The sequence below is a fragment of the Streptomyces sp. NPDC058373 genome (assembly GCF_042723275.1).
GTDB lineage: Bacteria > Actinomycetota > Actinomycetes > Streptomycetales > Streptomycetaceae > Streptomyces.
In genome coordinates, this window is record NZ_JBHXJE010000046.1 from 34,123 (window position 1) to 51,266 (window position 17,144).

The window sequence follows — 17,144 nt, forward strand, 5'->3', positions numbered from 1 at the left end:
TCACTCGCTCGCCGAAGGCTCTCCGTACCCTTCGCACGCTTCCGTGCCCGGACACCCTGCGCACCCCGCCCCCGGGCATGTGAGCTTGTGCACGACGGCTCCGGGCACGGCTGTCCGCCCCTCGTCGTCCCCGGACCCGGCCCGCGCCCAGGCCGGTGAGCCGCTCCGGCCTCCATGCGCCCGCTTCCCTCGCCCCACGCGCCCCTCCGCGCGCCTCGGATCACCCCTTGCGGGAGTCCCGAAACCGCCTCCCACCTCGGGTTTCTCCCCATCCAGCGGGGTCACCCGACTGACCCCGCCGCACTCTCCGGCAGCGGGTTGACACGACGGAGCCACCCCGAAGCGCTGAGTGCCGCTGTGAGCCGCCTGAAGCCCTGGGCCGCATATGGGGAGTCGAAAGTGGTCGGTTCAGAGCCGCAGATGCGAACTCAGGTACCGGCAAGGCCCCATTACCGTCGGCGTTAGCGGTAGACTGGGGTCGATTCGCGCCTCCTCTAGCGGGAGGCCGGAGAGAGACGCACCGCAGGCCCCCGACGGGGTGCCGGACAGCGCGCCTCGCCCTAGTGCCGTGTCAGCCGAGGTCCGCCCGTCACGACGGGCAGACCTCGACCGACACGGCACCAGCAACCGCTGACCGAGACGAACGACGCAGCCGCATCCCGGCTCTCCGGGGATCAAGGCTTGAGCTGTGCCAGAAAGGGCGCTTCGTGGCCGATTCCGGCAACCCCAACGAGAACATCCCGTCCACCGGCCCGGGCGAGGAGGACGCGTCCGGCACCGGCGGCCCCGCGCAGACACCGGAAGGCATCGTCCCCGCGCCCGAGGGCGCGGCGGTGGAGACGCCCGTGTCGTACGACGCGAGCGCGATCACGGTCCTGGAGGGCCTGGACGCGGTCCGCAAGCGGCCCGGCATGTACATCGGCTCGACCGGTGAGCGCGGACTGCACCACATGGTCCAGGAGGTCGTCGACAACTCCGTCGACGAGGCGCTGGCCGGCCACGCCGACTTCATCGACGTGACGATCCTGCCCGACGGCGGCGTCCGCGTCATCGACAACGGCCGCGGCATCCCCGTCGGCATCGTCCCCTCCGAGGGGAAGCCGGCCGTCGAGGTCGTGCTCACCGTGCTGCACGCGGGCGGCAAGTTCGGCGGCGGCGGCTACGCGGTCTCCGGCGGTCTGCACGGCGTCGGCGTCTCCGTGGTCAACGCCCTGTCCACCCGGGTCGCCGTGGAGATCCGCACGGAGGGGCACCACTGGTCCCAGAGTTACGAGCGCGGCGTCCCGACCGCCCCGCTCGCGCAGGGCGAGGCCACCGAGGAGACCGGCACCTCGGTCACCTTCTGGGCCGACCCGTCGATCTTCGAGACCACCGACTACTCCTTCGAGACGCTCTCCCGGCGCTTCCAGGAGATGGCCTTCCTCAACAAGGGCCTCACCATCAAGCTCACCGACGAGCGCGCCTCCGCCAAGGCGACCGCCGGGGCCGACCTGGACGAGGCGACCGCCGGGGAGCCCGAGGAGCCGCGCACCGTCACGTACCACTACGAAGGCGGCATCGTCGACTTCGTGACGTACCTCAACTCCCGCAAGGGCGAGGTCATCCACCCGACGGTGATCGACATCGAGGCGGAGGACAAGGACCGGCTCCTGTCCATCGAGGTCGCGATGCAGTGGAACGGCGGGTACAGCGAGGGGGTCTACTCCTTCGCCAACACCATCCACACCCACGAGGGCGGCACCCACGAGGAGGGCTTCCGCGGCGCGCTGACCACCCTGGTCAACAAGTACGCCCGGGACCGCAAGCTCCTGCGCGACAAGGACGACAACCTCACCGGCGACGACATCCGCGAGGGCCTGACGGCGATCATCTCCGTCAAGCTCGGCGAGCCGCAGTTCGAGGGCCAGACCAAGACCAAGCTGGGCAACACCGAGGCCAAGACCTTCGTGCAGAAGGTCGTCTACGAGCACCTCGCCGACTGGTTCGACCGCAACCCGAACGAGGCGGCCGACATCATCCGCAAGGGCATCGCCGCCGCGACCGCCCGCGTGGCGGCCCGCAAGGCGCGCGACCTGACCCGCCGCAAGGGACTGCTGGAGACGGCCTCGCTCCCCGGCAAGCTCTCGGACTGCCAGTCGAACGACCCGATCAAGTGCGAGATCTTCATCGTCGAGGGCGACTCGGCCGGCGGCTCCGCCAAGTCCGGCCGCGACCCGATGTACCAGGCCATCCTGCCGATCCGCGGCAAGATCCTGAACGTCGAGAAGGCCCGCATCGACAAGATCCTGCACAACCAGGAGATCCAGGCGCTCATCTCGGCCTTCGGCACCGGGGTCCACGAGGACTTCGACATCGAGAAGCTCCGCTACCACAAGATCATCCTGATGGCCGACGCCGACGTCGACGGCCAGCACATCAACACCCTGCTGCTGACGTTCCTCTTCCGCTTCATGCGGCCGCTGGTCGAGGCCGGGCACGTCTTCCTCTCCCGCCCGCCGCTGTACAAGATCAAGTGGACCCGGGACGACTTCCAGTACGCCTACTCCGACCGCGAGCGGGACGCGCTGATCGCGCTCGGCCGCGAGCAGGGCAAGCGCATCCGCGACGACTCGGTCCAGCGCTTCAAGGGTCTCGGTGAGATGAACGCCGAGGAGCTGCGCATCACCACGATGGACCAGGAGCACCGCGTCCTCGGCCAGGTCACCCTGGACGACGCCGCCCAGGCCGACGACCTCTTCTCCGTCCTCATGGGCGAGGACGTCGAGGCCCGCCGCCAGTTCATCCAGCGCAACGCCAAGGACGTCCGCTTCCTCGACATCTGACGGCGTCGCCGCCCCCGCCCGCCGAGGCGGGGGCGGCGCCACGACTTCGTACTCGTAACGAACCGCCCGAACCCGTCGTCCGCGGCGGACGGCTGCGGGGGATTCGCTCCCGAAGGGAACCAGCACGGCCATGGCCGACGAGATCAACCCCAGCACTCCCGAGACCGACGCCGAGGGCCTCCCGCTGGCCATGCGGGTCGAGCCTGTCGGGCTCGAGACCGAGATGCAGCGCTCGTACCTCGACTACGCGATGTCCGTCATCGTCTCGCGCGCCCTGCCCGACGTGCGCGACGGCCTGAAGCCGGTCCACCGGCGCGTGCTGTACGCGATGTACGACGGGGGCTACCGGCCCGAGAAGGGCTTCTACAAGTGCGCCCGCGTCGTCGGCGACGTGATGGGCAACTACCACCCGCACGGCGACTCCTCGATCTACGACGCGCTGGTCCGCCTGGCCCAGCACTGGTCGATGCGGATGCCGCTGGTCGACTCCAACGGCAACTTCGGTTCCCCGGGCAACGACCCGGCCGCCGCCATGCGGTACACCGAGTGCAAGATGGCGCCGCTGTCGATGGAGATGGTCCGCGACATCGACGAGGAGACCGTCGACTTCACGGACAACTACGACGGCCGCTCCAAGGAGCCCTCCGTCCTCCCGGCCCGCTTCCCGAACCTGCTGATCAACGGTTCGGCGGGCATCGCGGTCGGCATGGCCACCAACATCCCGCCGCACAACCTCCGCGAGGTCGCGGCGGGCGCCCAGTGGTACCTGGAGAACCCCGAGGCCGACCCGGATTCCCTGCTGGACGCGCTGATCGAGCGGATCAAGGGCCCGGACTTCCCGACCGGCGCCCTGGTCGTCGGCCGCAAGGGCATCGAGGAGGCGTACCGGACCGGGCGCGGCTCCATCACGATGCGCGCGGTGGTCGAGGTCGAGGAGATCCAGAACCGCCAGTGCCTGGTCGTCACCGAGCTGCCCTACCAGGTCAACCCGGACAATCTCGCGCAGAAGATCGCCGACCTGGTGAAGGACGGCCGGATCGGCGGCATCGCCGACGTCCGCGACGAGACCTCCTCGCGGACCGGCCAGCGCCTGGTCATCGTCCTGAAGCGGGACGCGGTCGCCAAGGTCGTCCTCAACAACCTCTACAAGCACACCGATCTCCAGACCAACTTCGGCGCCAACATGCTGGCCCTGGTCGACGGCGTGCCGCGCACCCTCTCGCTGGACGCCTTCATCCGGCACTGGGTCGCCCACCAGGTCGAGGTCATCGTCCGGCGGACCCGCTTCCGGCTGCGCAAGGCCGAGGAGCGCGCGCACATCCTGCGCGGCCTGCTGAAGGCGCTGGACGCGATCGACGAGGTCATCGCGCTGATCCGGGCCAGCCAGACGGTCGACGTCGCGCGCGGCGGCCTGATGGAGCTGCTGGAGATCGACGAGATCCAGGCCAACGCGATCCTGGAGATGCAGCTCCGCCGGTTGGCCGCCCTGGAGCGCCAGAAGATCGTCGCCGAGCACGACGACCTCCAGGCCAAGATCGACGAGTACAACGCGATCCTCGCCTCGCCGGAGCGGCAGCGGCAGATCATCAGCGACGAGCTGGCGGCGATCGTCGACAAGTTCGGCGAGGACCGGCGCTCGGCGCTGGTCCCCTTCGACGGCGACATGTCCATCGAGGACCTGATCGCCGAGGAGGACATTGTCGTCACGATCACCCGTGGCGGCTACGTCAAGCGCACCAAGACCGACGACTACCGCTCGCAGAAGCGCGGCGGCAAGGGCGTGCGGGGCACGAAGCTCAAGGAAGACGACATCGTCGACCACTTCTTCGTCTCCACCACCCACCACTGGCTCCTCTTCTTCACCAACAAGGGCCGCGTCTACCGCGCCAAGGCGTACGAGCTTCCCGACGTCGGCCGCGACGCCCGCGGCCAGCACGTCGCCAACCTCCTCGCCTTCCAGCCGGACGAGTCCATCGCCCAGATCCTGGCCATCCGCGACTACGACGCCGCCCCGTACCTGGTGCTCGGCACCAAGGGCGGACTGGTCAAGAAGACGGTTCTGAAGGATTACGACTCGCCGCGCTCCGGCGGTGTCATCGCCATCAACCTGCGCGAGACCCCGGACGGCTCGGACGACGAGCTGATCGGCGCCGAGCTGGTCTCCTCCGACGACGACCTGCTGCTCATCAGCAAGAAGGCCCAGTCGATCCGGTTCACCGCCACCGACGAGTCGCTGCGCCCGATGGGCCGCGCCACCTCCGGTGTGAAGGGGATGAGCTTCCGCGAGGGGGACCAGCTCCTCTCAATGAACGTGGTCCGTCCGGGTACCTTCGTCTTCACGGCCACGGACGGCGGGTACGCGAAGCGCACCAACGTGGACGAGTACCGGGTGCAGGGCCGTGGCGGACTCGGCATCAAGGCTGCGAAGATCGTCGAGGACCGCGGGTCGCTGGTCGGCGCGCTGGTGGTCGAGGAGACCGACGAGATCCTCGCCATCACGCTCGGCGGTGGTGTGATCCGCACGCGCGTCAACGAGATCAGGGAGACCGGCCGTGACACCATGGGCGTCCAACTGATCAACCTGGGCAAGCGCGATGCCGTGGTGGGTGTCGCACGCAACGCCGAGGCAGGCCGGGAGGCCGAGGAGGTCGACGGTGACCTCCCCGCCGGCGCCGTGCAAGGCGAGGCGGCCAGTGGTACGGACGGGGACGTCCAGTCCCCGGCCGAGGGCACCGAGCCCTCGGCGGAGTAGCACGAGGAGAGAGTCAACGTGAGCGGAGCCACGGGCGCCGGAGCGAGTGGACCCGGAAACGGCGTCCGTGGCTCCGCCACGCACCAGGCCGAGGCCGGAGGCAACGCCTCCGCGGGCGGGGGGAGAACCGTGACGGACACGCGCGAGCCCGATTCCCTGGGGGCCCAGCCCTACCCGGGCACCCAGGGCGGCGGTCGGCAGTACCAGGGGTACGACCAGTACGAGGCCGGCCCGCTGCCCGGCGAGCGGCCCGACGCCGTCGGCCAGGGCCCGGCCCAGCCCTTCACCCCGCCGCAGGCCTACCCGGCGCCCGACCAGCCGGGCGTGCGGCGGCCCCGGACAGGCGCGCGGACCCAGCCGCGTACCCGCAAGGCGCGGCTGCGGGTGGCCAAGGCCGATCCGTGGTCGGTCATGAAGGTGAGCTTCCTGCTCTCCATCGCGCTCGGTATCTGCACCGTGGTGGCGGCCGCGGTGCTGTGGATGGTCATGGACGCCATGGGCGTCTTCTCCACGGTCGGCGGCACCATCGCCGAGGCGACCGGGTCGAGCGGGTCCAACGGCTTCGACCTCCAGTCGTTCCTGTCGCTCCCCCGGGTGCTGATGTTCACCTCGATCATCGCCGTGATCGACGTGGTCCTGGCGACGGCCCTGGCCACGCTGGGCGCCTTCATCTACAACCTCTCCGCCGGTTTCGTCGGCGGGGTCGAGCTGACGCTCGCCGAGGACGAGTGAGCGGGGGCCCCTGGCGGGCCCGCTGATCCTCCGCCGAAGGGCGGGACCGGGGTTCCGGTCCCGCCCTTCGGTTTGGCCGGGGTGAGCGGGAGCGGGCAGGTCCGGGGCGCCGGACCGGGCGCCTGAGCCGGGGTGTGGGGCGTCGCCGGCAGGCAGGGGCAGGACCCGCTGAGGTGCCGGGTTCGCCGATTTTGGTGGTGGCCCCCTGGTGCGCTAATCTTCAGGGGTCAGCGCGCGGAGCGAGAGCCCGCAGAGCGCGGCGGGGCTATAGCTCAGTTGGTTAGAGCGCATCCCTGATAAGGATGAGGCCACAGGTTCAAATCCTGTTAGCCCCACATCGACGAAGAAGGCACCTCCCAGGCGGGAGGTGCCTTCTTCGTTGTCGGTGCTCGGCGGGTGCGGTGGGGGCCGGCCCGGGTGGCGCAGTGCGGGGGCGGCGCGGCTTCGAGTTGCGGTTGCGGCGGGGGCGTGGCAGGGCGGCGTAGGTGGTCCGGGGCCGGGGAGGCCGTGATGTGCGGGCCGGTCGGCGGGCGGTGAAAAGGCCCGGAGGCGGGAGCGCCTGCGGGCCTGGGGTGGGGCGTGCGGGCCGGTCACGGCGGGTTCTCGTGGTCGGAGCCGCGGGTCGGGGTGGCGCGGGACTCGGCGGCGCGCTCGGTCACGTCGGTGGACTCGCGGTCCGCGTCGGCCGGGGTGGTCATGGCGTCGGCGACGGTGGAGCGGCAGGTGGGCGAGGAGCCGTGGGCCTCGGCGATGATGCGCTGCTTCATGGTGGGCGGCATCGAACGGTCGAGGCCGAGTGACCAGTGGGGCGTCGCCAGGGCTGTTTCGACCGCGGCGCAGGGGGCGGCGGGCGTCTGCTGCGGGGCGCTCTGCGGGCGGGGCTGGGGCTGCGGCTGGGCCTGCGGCGCCGCGGCCGAGGCGGAGGCGCTGAAGCCGAGCGCGGCGAAGAGGGAGAGGAAGGCACCGACGAGGACGGTCCACAGGTGGGCGGCCTTGGAAGCCATCAGGATCACCACTTTCAGGTGGGGCGATTTGCGTACTTCCTCATCATGTGGATCAGGACGCGGTGGCGTGGGATCGACGCTCGTGGCGCGGCGATATTCAGATGAACACCACCCGGACGGGGGTATCAGGGCAAAAGCGGCCCAGTTCACACCCGAGAAGATCGTCGGTGGTCATCGGCGGTCGTCCACTCCTCCCCGGAGTCCCGAAAAGCGCCAAGGGAGTTGAGGTGCGCGGAGAGAGGGGAACAGGTCACCGATCGATATCGGTCGGTGTGTATAGTCGGCCGTCAGAGGTCTCCTACGTCAACGAAAGACGAGGTCGCGCGGTGAAGAAGCTTCTCCTGGTCGCACTGGCCGCCATCGGCGGGCTCCTCGTGTACCGCCAGATCCAGGCGGATCGCGCCGAGCAGGATCTGTGGACGGAGGCGACCGACTCCGTTCCCACGGGTTCGTGAGAATCGACGGTCCTTCACTGACCCCGGCCGCACAGCGGCCGGGGTTTTGTGTGTCCGGAGCCGGGTGTGCGGCCCCGCTCGGGATGCGGGACGCGTGAGGATGGCGTACGGCGTGACGGTCCGGCGGGTGCGGGGCGTGGGGGCCGCGGCCGCGGGGTGGGGGAGCTGATCGGGGGACGGGCGCACGGGGCCGTTGTTGCGGTTCCGTGACGACCTGAACCTTGAGTTCACCCTCGCAAATCAATAGCTTGCATGAGCAAAGAAGCCGGTGGGTGAGGGGCGCGGGCCACCACCCGTGCGGGACAGGGGGAACGGTGAAGGCTCGGTTCGGCCGCCGGACGGCGGCGGTACTCCTCTCAGGCGTGCTCAGCGCCCTGGCGGCGGGCCCCCTGCCCGCCTTCGCCGCCCCGCCCCAGGCGCCCCGGGCCCCCGAGCCGGGCGCCCGGGCCGGCGGCCTCGTCATGGTCCTCGACTCCTCCGGCTCCATGGCCGACGAGGCGGGCGGCGGCCGTACCCGCATCGAGGCGGCGCGGGACGCGGTCGGCACGGTGGTCGACAGCCTCCCCGACGGCTACCCGACCGGGCTGCGGGTCTACGGCGCCGACCGGTCCAGCGGATGCACCGACACCCGACTCGTCCGGCCTGTCGAGCCGTTGGACCGGGACGCGACGAGGAAGGCGGTCGCCGAGGTCGAGCCGAAGGGCGACACCCCGATCGGGCTCTCCCTCCAGAAGGCCGTCGCCGACCTGCCCGAGCCCGAGCCGGGCGCGGTCGGCCGCCGTACCGTGCTGCTCATCTCCGACGGCGAGGACAACTGCGGTTCGCCGCCGCCCTGCGAGGCCGCCGAGAAGCTCGCCGAGTCCGGGGTCGACCTCAGGATCGACGCCATCGGCTTCCAGGTGAAGGGCAAGGCCCGCGAGCAGCTCACCTGCATCGCGGAGGCCGGGCACGGCGCCTACTACGACGCACCGGACGCCGACGCCCTCGCCCGCCAGCTCCAGCGCGCCGCCGAACTCTCCGCGGGGGGATACCGGTTCCAGGGCGACGCGATCGAGGGCGCCGCCTCCGCGAAGCGCGCGCCGGCCATCGCGCCGGGCCAGTACCTGGACAGCATCGGCCCCGGCGAGACCCGCTGGTACGCGGCCGAGCTCGACGCCACCGGCACCGCCGACTTCGGCGTGACGGCCGTACCGCAGCCGGGCGTTCCGGTCGGCTACTCCGACGGGCTTGAGCTGCGGGTGCACACCTCGGGCGAGTTCCCGATGGTCTGCGACAACACCCGGGCCACCTTCCGCCAGGACGAGGGCGCCCTGCCGGTCAGCGGCGCGGTCAGCCGGATCCCCACGGCCAAGGCCAACGCCACCTGCGACCAGGCCGGCACGTACCACCTGGAGGTCAGACGCGTCTCCGCCGACGACGCCGATCAGGCGCGCTGGCCGCTGGAGGTGCGGATGGCGGTCGGGAAGCCGCTCGCCGCGGGCGCCGTCCCGGCCCGGTCCGCCACCGGTTTCGGAGAGATCTCCAAGGACCAGGTGCCGCGCGTCGAGGGTCCGGCGAAGGCCGTGGCCGGCGGCACCGGCTTCAACGACGCCGTCCGGATCGGCGAGGGCGTCTGGAAGGACGGCCTGCTGCCCGCCCAGACCCGCTGGTACAAGGTGAGGGTCGGCTGGGGCCAGCAGCTGCGTTACACCGTCGACTTCGGCAACGAACCGACCATCGACCACGAGGATCTGGTGATCCGCCGCTCCTTCGTCTCCACCTCGCTGCACGCGCCGTCCCGGGCGCCGGTCACCACCGGTACGGAGTTCAGCGACCACAAGGGGTACTTCGGCAAGCCGTCCGTCCTCGACCACGGCACCGTGCCCGTGACCTGGACCAACCGCTGGGAGCCGGCCGCCCACGTGAAGCCGGTGCGCGCGGCCGGCGACTACTACCTCGCCGTCTCCCTCGGACCCGACACGGCGACGTTCGCGGAGAATCCGGCGATCGGCGTGGTGCTCCGCGTCGAGGTGGCCGGCACCGAGCTGGCCGGACCCGAGAAGGACGCCCCGGCCGCGGCCACCGCGGAGAAGGCTCCGGCGTCCGGTGCCGGCGCGGAGAAGGGCCCGGCGAAGGACACGGCTGACGACGAGGAGGCAGGATGGCTCTCGCCGTGGATGCTCGCGGTGGGAGGCGGCGCGCCGGCGGTGCTCGTGCTGGTGGCCGCGGTCCTGGTCGCCCGGCGCCGTGCCGGGCGGGGCGCGGGCGGTCGGAAGAGGGGTGGCACAGGATGAGAGGGCGCGGTCTCGGCGCGGCGCATCTGGCACTGGCGGCTGTGCTGCTGGGCACGGCCCCGGCACAGGCGGAGGGCGGCACGTCCCCGTACGTCTTCGCCGAGGGCGCTCGGAGGGTGGCCGGGGAGGTGAGCAGCACCGACGCGCACACGCTCGCCGCCGGGCGGGCGTACCGCTCGCAGATCGGTCCGAACGAGACGCTGTACTACGCCGTCGACCTGGACGCCTCCTCGTACGCGTACGCCTCCGCGGTCGCCGTGCCGAAGCCCGGCGCGAAGGTCGACGCGCAGGACAGCCTCACCGTGACCCTGCGGGACCGGCGCGACAACCAGTGCGGGACCGACGACCAGCGCTTCGGCTCGGCCGCGTACCCGCGTCCGCTGGCCGCGCAGGCGGTGCGGGCGGTGAAGCCGGACGGCGGCGTCTGCCAGGAGGCCGGGCCGTACTTCGTGGTCGTGGAGCGGAAGACGGAAGGGACCTCGGCGCAGGAGCTTTGGCAGCTCGAACTGCGGCTGCTCACCGAGCCCGCGGTGGAGGGGAAGGGCGGCCCGACCGAGGCGCCCTCCCCGTCCCCCACCGACACCCCGGCAGGCCTGCCGGGCGGCGAACCCGTGGAGCGGCCGGGCGGCACCGGCTTCAACGACGCCGTCGCCCTCGCCGACGGCAGCTTCAAGGCCCGCCTGGCGCCCGGTGAGTCGGCCTTCTACCGGGTGCCCGTCGACTGGGGCCAGCGGCTGTACGTCGAGCCGGTGCTGGGCAGCGCCACCTCCGAGCAGTCGGTCGCCTACGTCCCCGACGCCCTGAAGGCGGCGCTGTACAACCCGGCCTACGGCCCCGTCGAGGACCGCTCCCTGGTCTTCAGCGGCAGCCCCAAGAGCATGGCGTCCCAACCGCTCCAGCCGGTCGCCTACGAGAACCGGTACGCCTCGGCCCCGGCGGTCAAGGGCGCCCGCTTCGCGGGCTGGTACTACGTGCAGCTCACCCTCTCCCCGGAGATGGCCGAGGTCTTCCGCGGCGACGACTTCGGGGTCACGCTGCGGGTCGGCGTGCAGGGAGAGCCCACCGGCGGGCCCCGGTACGCCGGGGACGCCGGGCCCTTCCAGGTCGGCGAGAAGGAGCGGGACGCCGCGGAGGCGGGCCGCAGTGACGCCGAGGTGGGCCGCGCCGAGACGATGGCCGTCGTCGCCGCCTCCGGGATCGGCACGGGAACGGTGCTGCTGGCCGGGCTCGGGGTGTGGTTCCTGGTGGCCCGGCGCGCTGCTGGCGCCCGGCGGCAGGGTGCCGGCGGCGGGACTCCGCCGCCTGGGCAGGGCTGGTGACGCCTGGCGGCGGACGTCGGGGTCGTGGCTCGGCAGGGCCGGTGGCGTACGCGTCACCGGCCCTGCGGCGTCCTGGGCCTCGGGCCGGTGGGTCGTTGTGGGCTGCCGGCGTGGCGGGTCAGGTCTGGGTGAGGGCCCAGAAGCCGACCGCCAGGCAGACCAGGGCGACGAGGAGGATCGGGACGGCGGTCTTGGCGGAAGGGCCGGGGCGCTTGGGTGCCGTGGGCGTGGCCGGCCCCGGGGGCGCGGGCGGCGGGTAGCCGTAGCCGTGCGGCGGGGCCTGCGGGTAGCCGTAGCCGGGCTGGGCGGGGAGCGGGGACTGCGCCTGGCCGGGGGCGGTGTAGGGGCGCGTGTCGGCGTATCCGGCCGGGGGCGCGGGCGCCGTGGCGGCCGGCTGGTGGACCGAGGCGGTGGGAGGCTGGGGCGGGGCGGGGACGAAGGGCGGGGTGGGGTTCGGGGGCGGGGCAGGCGCCGCGGCGGGTGGGGCGAGGGGGAAGCCGTCGGTGCTGTTCCCGGTGGGGAACGCGTCGGTGCCTGGGGCGGCCGGGCTACCTGGGGTGGGCGGCGTACCCGGTTCCGCCAAGGCCGACGGGGGCTCCGGGGCGGCCTTGGCCTCGGGGCCGTCGGGGCCGAACCCAGGCGGCAGCGGGCCGATCTGGTCGAAGACCTCGACCTGTTCCTCGTCGGGGCCGGGCCCGGGCAGCAGCTCGGCCGCCGAGGCGAGGGCCTTGCGGGCGCCGTTGGCGGTGCGGAAACGGGCCTGCGGATCGGGCTGGAGGAGGGTGGCCACGACCTGCCAGAGAGGCTCGGGGATCGACTCGGGGGCGCTGGGCGTACCGTGCGCCGCGAAGTGCTCCACGAGCGCCTGGGAATCGGGTTTGCGGCCCTGGAGGAGGTACAGGGCGACCAGGCCGACCGCGAACAGGTCGGCGGTGAAGTCCGGTTCGGCGCCCAGGAGCTGCTCGGGAGCGAAGTAGCCGGGGGTGCCGACCACGTAGTTGGTCTCGGTCAGGCGGGGCTCGCCCTGCCGCATGGAGATGCCGAAGTCCGAGAGGCGCAGGTGCGGGCGGCCCGCGCCGGTGGCCTCCAGCAGGATGTTGGCCGGCTTGATGTCCCGGTGGATGACCCCCTCGGCGTGCACGGCGGCGAGGCCCGCGAGGAGCTGGTCGAGGAGGAGGCAGACGAAGCGCGGCGGCAACGCCCCGTAGTCGCCGATGAGATGGGCCAGCGATCCGCCGCTGACCAGCTCCATGGTGAAGAGGACCTGGTCGTCGTCGGCGGCCCAGCTCGCCGGGGCGAGCACGTGCGGGTGGTCGATCCGCAGCGCCTGCTCGCGGACGAACCGCAGCAGGGTGTGGGCGTCGCTCTGCTGGAGCACCTTGGCCGCCACATATCTGCGTCTGCGGTGGTCCCAGGCGCGCCAGACGGCGCCGACCCCGCCCCGCCCGATCGGATCGGCCAGTTCGTACCGGCCGGCGAAGACCTCACCCATGGTGCGCCGTGCTCCCCGTGCGTCGTCGGCCGTCAGTTCTGGTGCGACTCGTAGTGGGCGACCGCCTCGGCGGTGCGCCCGGCGCCGTACACCCGCAGGAACTCTGCCAGTTCCGGATGGGTGGGGGCGAGGGTCTCGGCGGCGTCGATGATGTCCCCGGCCGCCGCGACCGACCGGAGCAGCGACTGGATCTCGCGCACCACCCGCTTGACGGTGGGGGCGCCGGAGCCGGTCGCGGTCTGCCCGGTCTGGGCGAGGACGGAGCCGCCCTGCGACTTCTTGATCTCGTCCATCCGCGCACCGGCCTCCCCCGCGCTGACGCTGCCGTCGGCGACCTGACCGGCGAGATCCTGGAGGAGCCGCACCCGCTGGACGACCGCGGGATTGCCGATCTTCGCGCGCTGCCCGCTCATCAACTGGGAGAGCATGGGCGCGGAGAGCCCGAGGACTCCGGCGAGCCGGGCCTGGTTCAGTCCGAGGTCGTCTATGAGCCGACGGAACAGCGCCCCCAGCGGCTCCCCGTACCAGTTCCGCTGGAGCTCCCGCGCTCTGGCGGTCGCTTCCTGCTGCGCTGCGTCCATGCCCACTCCCCTTCGCTGCTGCGAACCTCGCCAGCATCTTACGGAGCGTGGTCTGCCGCCGGGAGCCCCTCTTCCGCGCCGACCGCGCCCGGACCGGCCCGGCCGCCACGGGGGGCGCCCCCGCGAAGCGATGGCCCGTGGAGCCGACCTTTTTTACGAGATCGGCCCGGGACCCGGTACTCTGGACGCGGTCGACGCCGACGGGTGCCCCCGTGCACACGTCCCGTCTCCCGGGGCCTTAGCTCAGTTGGTAGAGCGCTGTCTTTGCATGGCAGATGTCAGGAGTTCGACTCTCCTAGGCTCCACTTCACGAAACCCCCTCCGACCTGCGGAAACGCTCGTCGAGGGGGCTTTTTCGTAGCGGTCGACGGGTGCAGTGTGGGCGACGCGGGGGCGTCGGTCGCGGCCGTCGACGGCGTCGAGCGAGGCCGGGCAAGGGCTCAGCGTCAGGTCCGGCTTCCGACAGGGGGAGGCACGCTGTTGACCCGTTCCCGTACCCATGGCCGGGCCTTGGCGCTCGTGGCCGTGGGCGTCATGGCCCTCACCGCCACCGCCTGCACCGCGGCGAAGCCGGAGGTGACGGTTCCGGTGCCGCCGCCGTTGCCGTCCCCGAGCCCGCCCCGTCCACCGGAGGTGCGTCCGGGGCACGTCCAGCTCGCCGCGGCGGGACACCGGGGCTCCCGGGGTCTGGGCGCGGTGAGCCTGCGCAAGGGGGTCAACTGGATCGACCTCAACTGCCGTGCCGAGAAAGGGACGGAGCTCCTCACGTTCTCGATGGCCGAGGGGGAATCGTTCACCGTGGACTGCCCGAGCACGGAGGTCCGGTTGAGCGTCAACCAGTTGGAGCTGTCCGAGGCGGAGGAGGACCGGTTCACCGTCGAGGTCGCGGACTCGGTGCGGTGGTACGCCAGCGTGCAGGCACCGGACCCTGGCGCCACGCCGTCCCCCGCCCCCTGACCAGCCCGTGCCCGTGCCCGCGCCGGCGGGCGGAGGGCTCGGCGCCGCGGGCGCGCTGGGGCCCGGCGTCGACCCGGGCCTGGCCGCCGACGCCTGCTGGGCGCTGACCGGGCCCCAGCTCTACACCCAGCTCACCGCCGAGCGGGGCTGGAGCGGTGAGCGGTACGAGGAGTGGCTGGTGGTGATGGTGGGGGCGGCGCTGGGGGTTGGCTCGGGCGAGGGGTGAGGTGGGGCGAAGGGGGCGAGCGAGGCGGAGGGGCGAGGTGAGGGGCGGCGACGTTTCACGTGAAACGACGCTGGACCGTCGGCGACGTTTCACGTGAAACATCGCCGACGGTCAGGCGTCCGGGGTTGCCGGGTCCAGGTGCAGATCGATGACGGGGCCGAGGCGGGCGGCCAGCTCCTGGGCGGGAGTCTCCGGGACGGGGTCCAGGCGGACCAGGTAGCGGGTGAGGGAAAGCCCGATCAGGGTGGTGGAGACCAGGGCGATACGCAGGTCCACGTCGTCGCCGGTGATGACCTCGCCCAGAGCTTGGCGGACCGCGCCCGTCGCGTAGTTCCGCAGGACCGCGGCCGCCGAGCGGTGGGTGGCCGCCGAGCGTAGCGTGGTCATCATGGCGCGATGAGTGGACGCGTCCTCCCGGACCCACAGGTGGGCCAGGACGATGCGGGTGCCCAAGCCCGCGCGGCCACCAGCGGCAGCCTCCGCGAGTGCCTCCGGCATGCGGATCGGAATCTCCAGGGCGTTCAGGAAGAGCTTCTCCTTCGTTCCGTAGAAGTGGTGGACCAGTGCTTGGTCGACTCCTGCTGTTTCGGCGATGCGACGGACGCTGGTCGCGTCGTATCCACGCTCCGCGAAGCACTCCCGCGCGGCGTCCAGGATCTGCTCACGGGTGCGGTTCTCGCCCGGTCGCCGTCCGTCCGGATTGCGGGAGGTGGAGGGCGGGTGTGTCTCTCCGTCGGGTGTGGAGACCGCCTCGGCAGGGGTGCGGGGCGCGGACTCCCCGGGGAAGGGCGGCTCGTGCGGCTTCTCGGCGGCGGCGCCGAGGGCTGCGAGTCCGTCACCCTTCGTCGTCAGCCTCCCGACGCTCCCTCCGGACGCGTCGGGGACCGGCTGAGGGCGCCGCCGCTTTCCTCACCTTTCTCGCTACCCCTCCCTCTCCCTCTGTCTTCTGTCTTCCGACGCATGGCCCGGTGGCCTGCTTCGCACAGGGCCGCGCCGGACCGGCGGCCGAGTGTGGCGCGCGGACTCGGACGCGGCGAGCCCGGCCTGGTTGACCGGTCCTCCCGGCAGCTCCACCGCCCTGAACGGCGTCGGCGGCCGACAGCTCCCCATGCGACGACCTACGAAAGGCCCTGCTCATGGCTGACAAGCCCCCGGAGAACGACCCCCGCTCGCAGCACGCCGACGGGGGAGCCTCCGCGGCTCCCCCGGGGCAGGACCACAGCGCGCCGCAGGGTGAGGAGGGAGGCGGCTCCAAGGGGGCGGCGAAGAAGCTGCTGGCCGTGGTCGCCGTTCTCGCCGGTGTGCTCTCCGCGATGCTGGTCGTCTTCGGTCTCCCCGCGGTGAACGGTGGCCCCCACCACGTACCGGTGGGTGTGGTGGGACCGCAGGCGGCGGCGGACGGTCTCAGCAAGCAGCTCGACCAACGCCGGCCGGACGGCTGGGAGGTCACCTCCTACCCGGACGCCGACGCTCTCGCCGAGGCGATACACGACCGCGACGTGATGGGCGGCTTCGCCGTGGGCGGGGAGACGCTCACCGTCTACACGGCGAGCGCGGCGGGCAACCCCAGCGCCGCCGCCATCAACGGCATCGGCGACGCCCTCGCCGAGCAGCAGGGTGTCGAGACGTCGCCGAAGAACGTGGTGCCGTTCCCCGAGGACGACCCGAACGGCGCCGGGCTGACGGCGGCCGCCCTGCCGATGATCATCGGCGGTGTGCTTCCGGCGGTGGCGATGGTGCGGCTCTTCCCCGGACACGGCGGGCTACGGCTCCGCCTCAGTGGCGCGGTGCTCTTCGCCCTGGCAGCCGGCTTCGCGCTGGCGGCCATCGTCCAGTTCGGCTTCGGCTCGGTGGACGGGACCTACTGGACCACGGCACTGGGCCTCTCCCTCGGCATGGCGGCTCTGACTCTCCCCTTCCTCGGCCTGGAATCGCTCTTCGGCTTCGCCGGGCTCGGGGCGGGCATCGTCGTGATGATGTTCGTCGGCAACTCCCTCTCCGGGCTGGCGACCGGCGCACACTGGCTGCCCGACGGATGGGCCACCCTGGGGCAGCTCATGCCGCCGGGCGCCTCCGGCAGCCTGCTGCGGGCCAACGGCTTCTTCGACGGGACGGGCGCGGGAGGGCCGGTCGCCGTCCTCGCCGCCTGGGCGGTGGTCGGCCTGCTCCTCATCCTCTTCGCCGACCGGCGCCGGAGCCGCCGGGTGACGAAGGAGGAGGACCAGGCGGTTCCCGCCTGAGTCCGAGCCCCCCGAGTCGCAGCAGCGAGCGCCGCTCGCCGCGCCGACGACGGGCGGGGACGGCGGCGCGGGATGCACGCTCCTCGGCGACGTCAGGTGGCCCCAGGCTCGATGTCCCGCGATGTTTCACGTGAAACATCGAGCCAACCGCGGGTTGCCATGGCAGCCGTGGCTGCCATGGTGCCCGGTTCCGTGCGGGAGGAAAGTGGGCGCGTTGCGGCACGCGAGAACGGGGCGATGTTTCACGTGAAACATCGCCCCCGCGCACCCATGAGGGCCTGTCTCTTATAA

The 17,144-nt window shown here is 72.1% G+C and carries 13 protein-coding genes and 2 tRNA genes; 11 read left to right on the plus strand and 4 right to left on the minus strand.

Features of this window, described 5'->3' with window-relative positions; genetic code table 11:
• Positions 1-707 precede the first annotated feature (707 nt).
• The 4 genes from gyrB to ACFWMZ_RS23075 all read left to right on the plus strand — a co-directional run bounded on the left by gyrB (position 708) and on the right by ACFWMZ_RS23075 (position 6,641).
• Entirely contained in the window at positions 708-2,822 is a 2,115-nt protein-coding gene (gyrB, locus tag ACFWMZ_RS23060; protein ID WP_383173011.1) for a DNA topoisomerase (ATP-hydrolyzing) subunit B, read from the plus strand.
• A 130-nt stretch (positions 2,823-2,952) separates the two neighbouring features.
• Positions 2,953-5,574, plus strand: a complete 2,622-nt coding sequence (gene gyrA / locus ACFWMZ_RS23065; protein WP_383173013.1) for a DNA gyrase subunit A — start codon at positions 2,953-2,955, stop codon at positions 5,572-5,574.
• An 18-nt stretch (positions 5,575-5,592) separates the two neighbouring features.
• Complete coding sequence (locus tag ACFWMZ_RS23070) at positions 5,593-6,306, plus strand: DUF3566 domain-containing protein (protein ID WP_383173015.1); 714 nt, start codon at positions 5,593-5,595, stop codon at positions 6,304-6,306.
• 261 nt (positions 6,307-6,567) lie between these two features.
• Positions 6,568-6,641 (plus strand) — tRNA-Ile (locus ACFWMZ_RS23075).
• Positions 6,642-6,896: 255 nt separating this feature from the next.
• On the opposite strand, the gene ACFWMZ_RS23080 is transcribed toward ACFWMZ_RS23075, so the two are convergent.
• Positions 6,897-7,310, minus strand: a complete 414-nt coding sequence (locus ACFWMZ_RS23080) for a DUF6344 domain-containing protein (protein WP_383203812.1) — start codon at positions 7,308-7,310, stop codon at positions 6,897-6,899.
• Between the two features lie 326 nt (positions 7,311-7,636).
• Here ACFWMZ_RS23080 and ACFWMZ_RS23085 point away from each other — a divergent pair, with 326 nt between their 5' ends.
• From ACFWMZ_RS23085 to ACFWMZ_RS23095, 3 genes are all read left to right on the plus strand, one after another.
• On the plus strand, positions 7,637-7,765 hold the full coding sequence (locus ACFWMZ_RS23085) for a DLW-39 family protein (protein WP_003999697.1): 129 nt from the start codon (positions 7,637-7,639) through the stop codon (positions 7,763-7,765).
• A 314-nt stretch (positions 7,766-8,079) separates the two neighbouring features.
• Positions 8,080-10,038: a VWA domain-containing protein gene (locus ACFWMZ_RS23090; protein WP_383203815.1), complete on the plus strand. Its 1,959-nt coding sequence runs from the start codon at positions 8,080-8,082 to the stop codon at positions 10,036-10,038.
• Positions 10,035-11,357 (plus strand): hypothetical protein, encoded by a 1,323-nt coding sequence (locus ACFWMZ_RS23095; RefSeq protein WP_383203817.1) that lies wholly within the window; start codon positions 10,035-10,037, stop codon positions 11,355-11,357. Before ACFWMZ_RS23090 ends, ACFWMZ_RS23095 begins: the two co-directional genes overlap by 4 nt.
• Positions 11,358-11,475: 118 nt before the next feature.
• Here ACFWMZ_RS23095 and ACFWMZ_RS23100 read toward each other — a convergent pair whose 3' ends face one another.
• On the minus strand, positions 11,476-12,849 hold the full coding sequence (locus ACFWMZ_RS23100; protein WP_383173024.1) for a serine/threonine-protein kinase: 1,374 nt from the start codon (positions 12,847-12,849) through the stop codon (positions 11,476-11,478).
• Positions 12,850-12,881: 32 nt separating this feature from the next.
• On the minus strand, positions 12,882-13,430 hold the full coding sequence (locus ACFWMZ_RS23105) for a helix-turn-helix domain-containing protein (protein ID WP_383173026.1): 549 nt from the start codon (positions 13,428-13,430) through the stop codon (positions 12,882-12,884).
• 232 nt (positions 13,431-13,662) lie between these two features.
• On the opposite strand from ACFWMZ_RS23105, the gene ACFWMZ_RS23110 reads away from it, so the two are divergent.
• From ACFWMZ_RS23110 to ACFWMZ_RS23120, 3 genes are all read left to right on the plus strand, one after another.
• Positions 13,663-13,735 (plus strand) — tRNA-Ala (locus ACFWMZ_RS23110).
• A gap of 175 nt (positions 13,736-13,910) precedes the next feature.
• Positions 13,911-14,387: a hypothetical protein gene (locus ACFWMZ_RS23115; protein WP_383203820.1), complete on the plus strand. Its 477-nt coding sequence runs from the start codon at positions 13,911-13,913 to the stop codon at positions 14,385-14,387.
• A 13-nt stretch (positions 14,388-14,400) separates the two neighbouring features.
• Positions 14,401-14,613: a hypothetical protein gene (locus tag ACFWMZ_RS23120; RefSeq protein ID WP_383173030.1), complete on the plus strand. Its 213-nt coding sequence runs from the start codon at positions 14,401-14,403 to the stop codon at positions 14,611-14,613.
• A 111-nt stretch (positions 14,614-14,724) separates the two neighbouring features.
• Here ACFWMZ_RS23120 and ACFWMZ_RS23125 read toward each other — a convergent pair whose 3' ends face one another.
• Entirely contained in the window at positions 14,725-15,465 is a 741-nt protein-coding gene (locus tag ACFWMZ_RS23125) for a TetR family transcriptional regulator (protein ID WP_383173056.1), read from the minus strand.
• Between the two features lie 284 nt (positions 15,466-15,749).
• Between ACFWMZ_RS23125 and ACFWMZ_RS23130 the strand changes: the two genes are divergently transcribed.
• Positions 15,750-16,853 carry a hypothetical protein gene (locus tag ACFWMZ_RS23130; RefSeq protein ID WP_383203823.1) on the plus strand — a complete coding sequence of 368 codons (1,104 nt, stop codon included), beginning with the start codon at positions 15,750-15,752 and terminating at the stop codon, positions 16,851-16,853.
• Positions 16,854-17,144 lie beyond the last annotated feature (291 nt).

Bases quoted from the DNA above. Each gene is read 5' to 3' on its own strand.
- gyrA (WP_383173013.1), top strand. From the start codon at position 2,953: ATGGCCGACGAGATCAACCCCAGCACTCCCGAGACCGACGCCGAGGGC.
- ACFWMZ_RS23080 (WP_383203812.1), bottom strand. From the start codon at position 7,310: ATGGCTTCCAAGGCCGCCCACCTGTGGACCGTCCTCGTCGGTGCCTTC.
- ACFWMZ_RS23095 (WP_383203817.1), top strand. From the start codon at position 10,035: ATGAGAGGGCGCGGTCTCGGCGCGGCGCATCTGGCACTGGCGGCTGTG.
- ACFWMZ_RS23100 (WP_383173024.1), bottom strand. From the start codon at position 12,849: ATGGGTGAGGTCTTCGCCGGCCGGTACGAACTGGCCGATCCGATCGGG.
- ACFWMZ_RS23105 (WP_383173026.1), bottom strand. From the start codon at position 13,430: ATGGACGCAGCGCAGCAGGAAGCGACCGCCAGAGCGCGGGAGCTCCAG.
- ACFWMZ_RS23130 (WP_383203823.1), top strand. From the start codon at position 15,750: ATGGCTGACAAGCCCCCGGAGAACGACCCCCGCTCGCAGCACGCCGAC.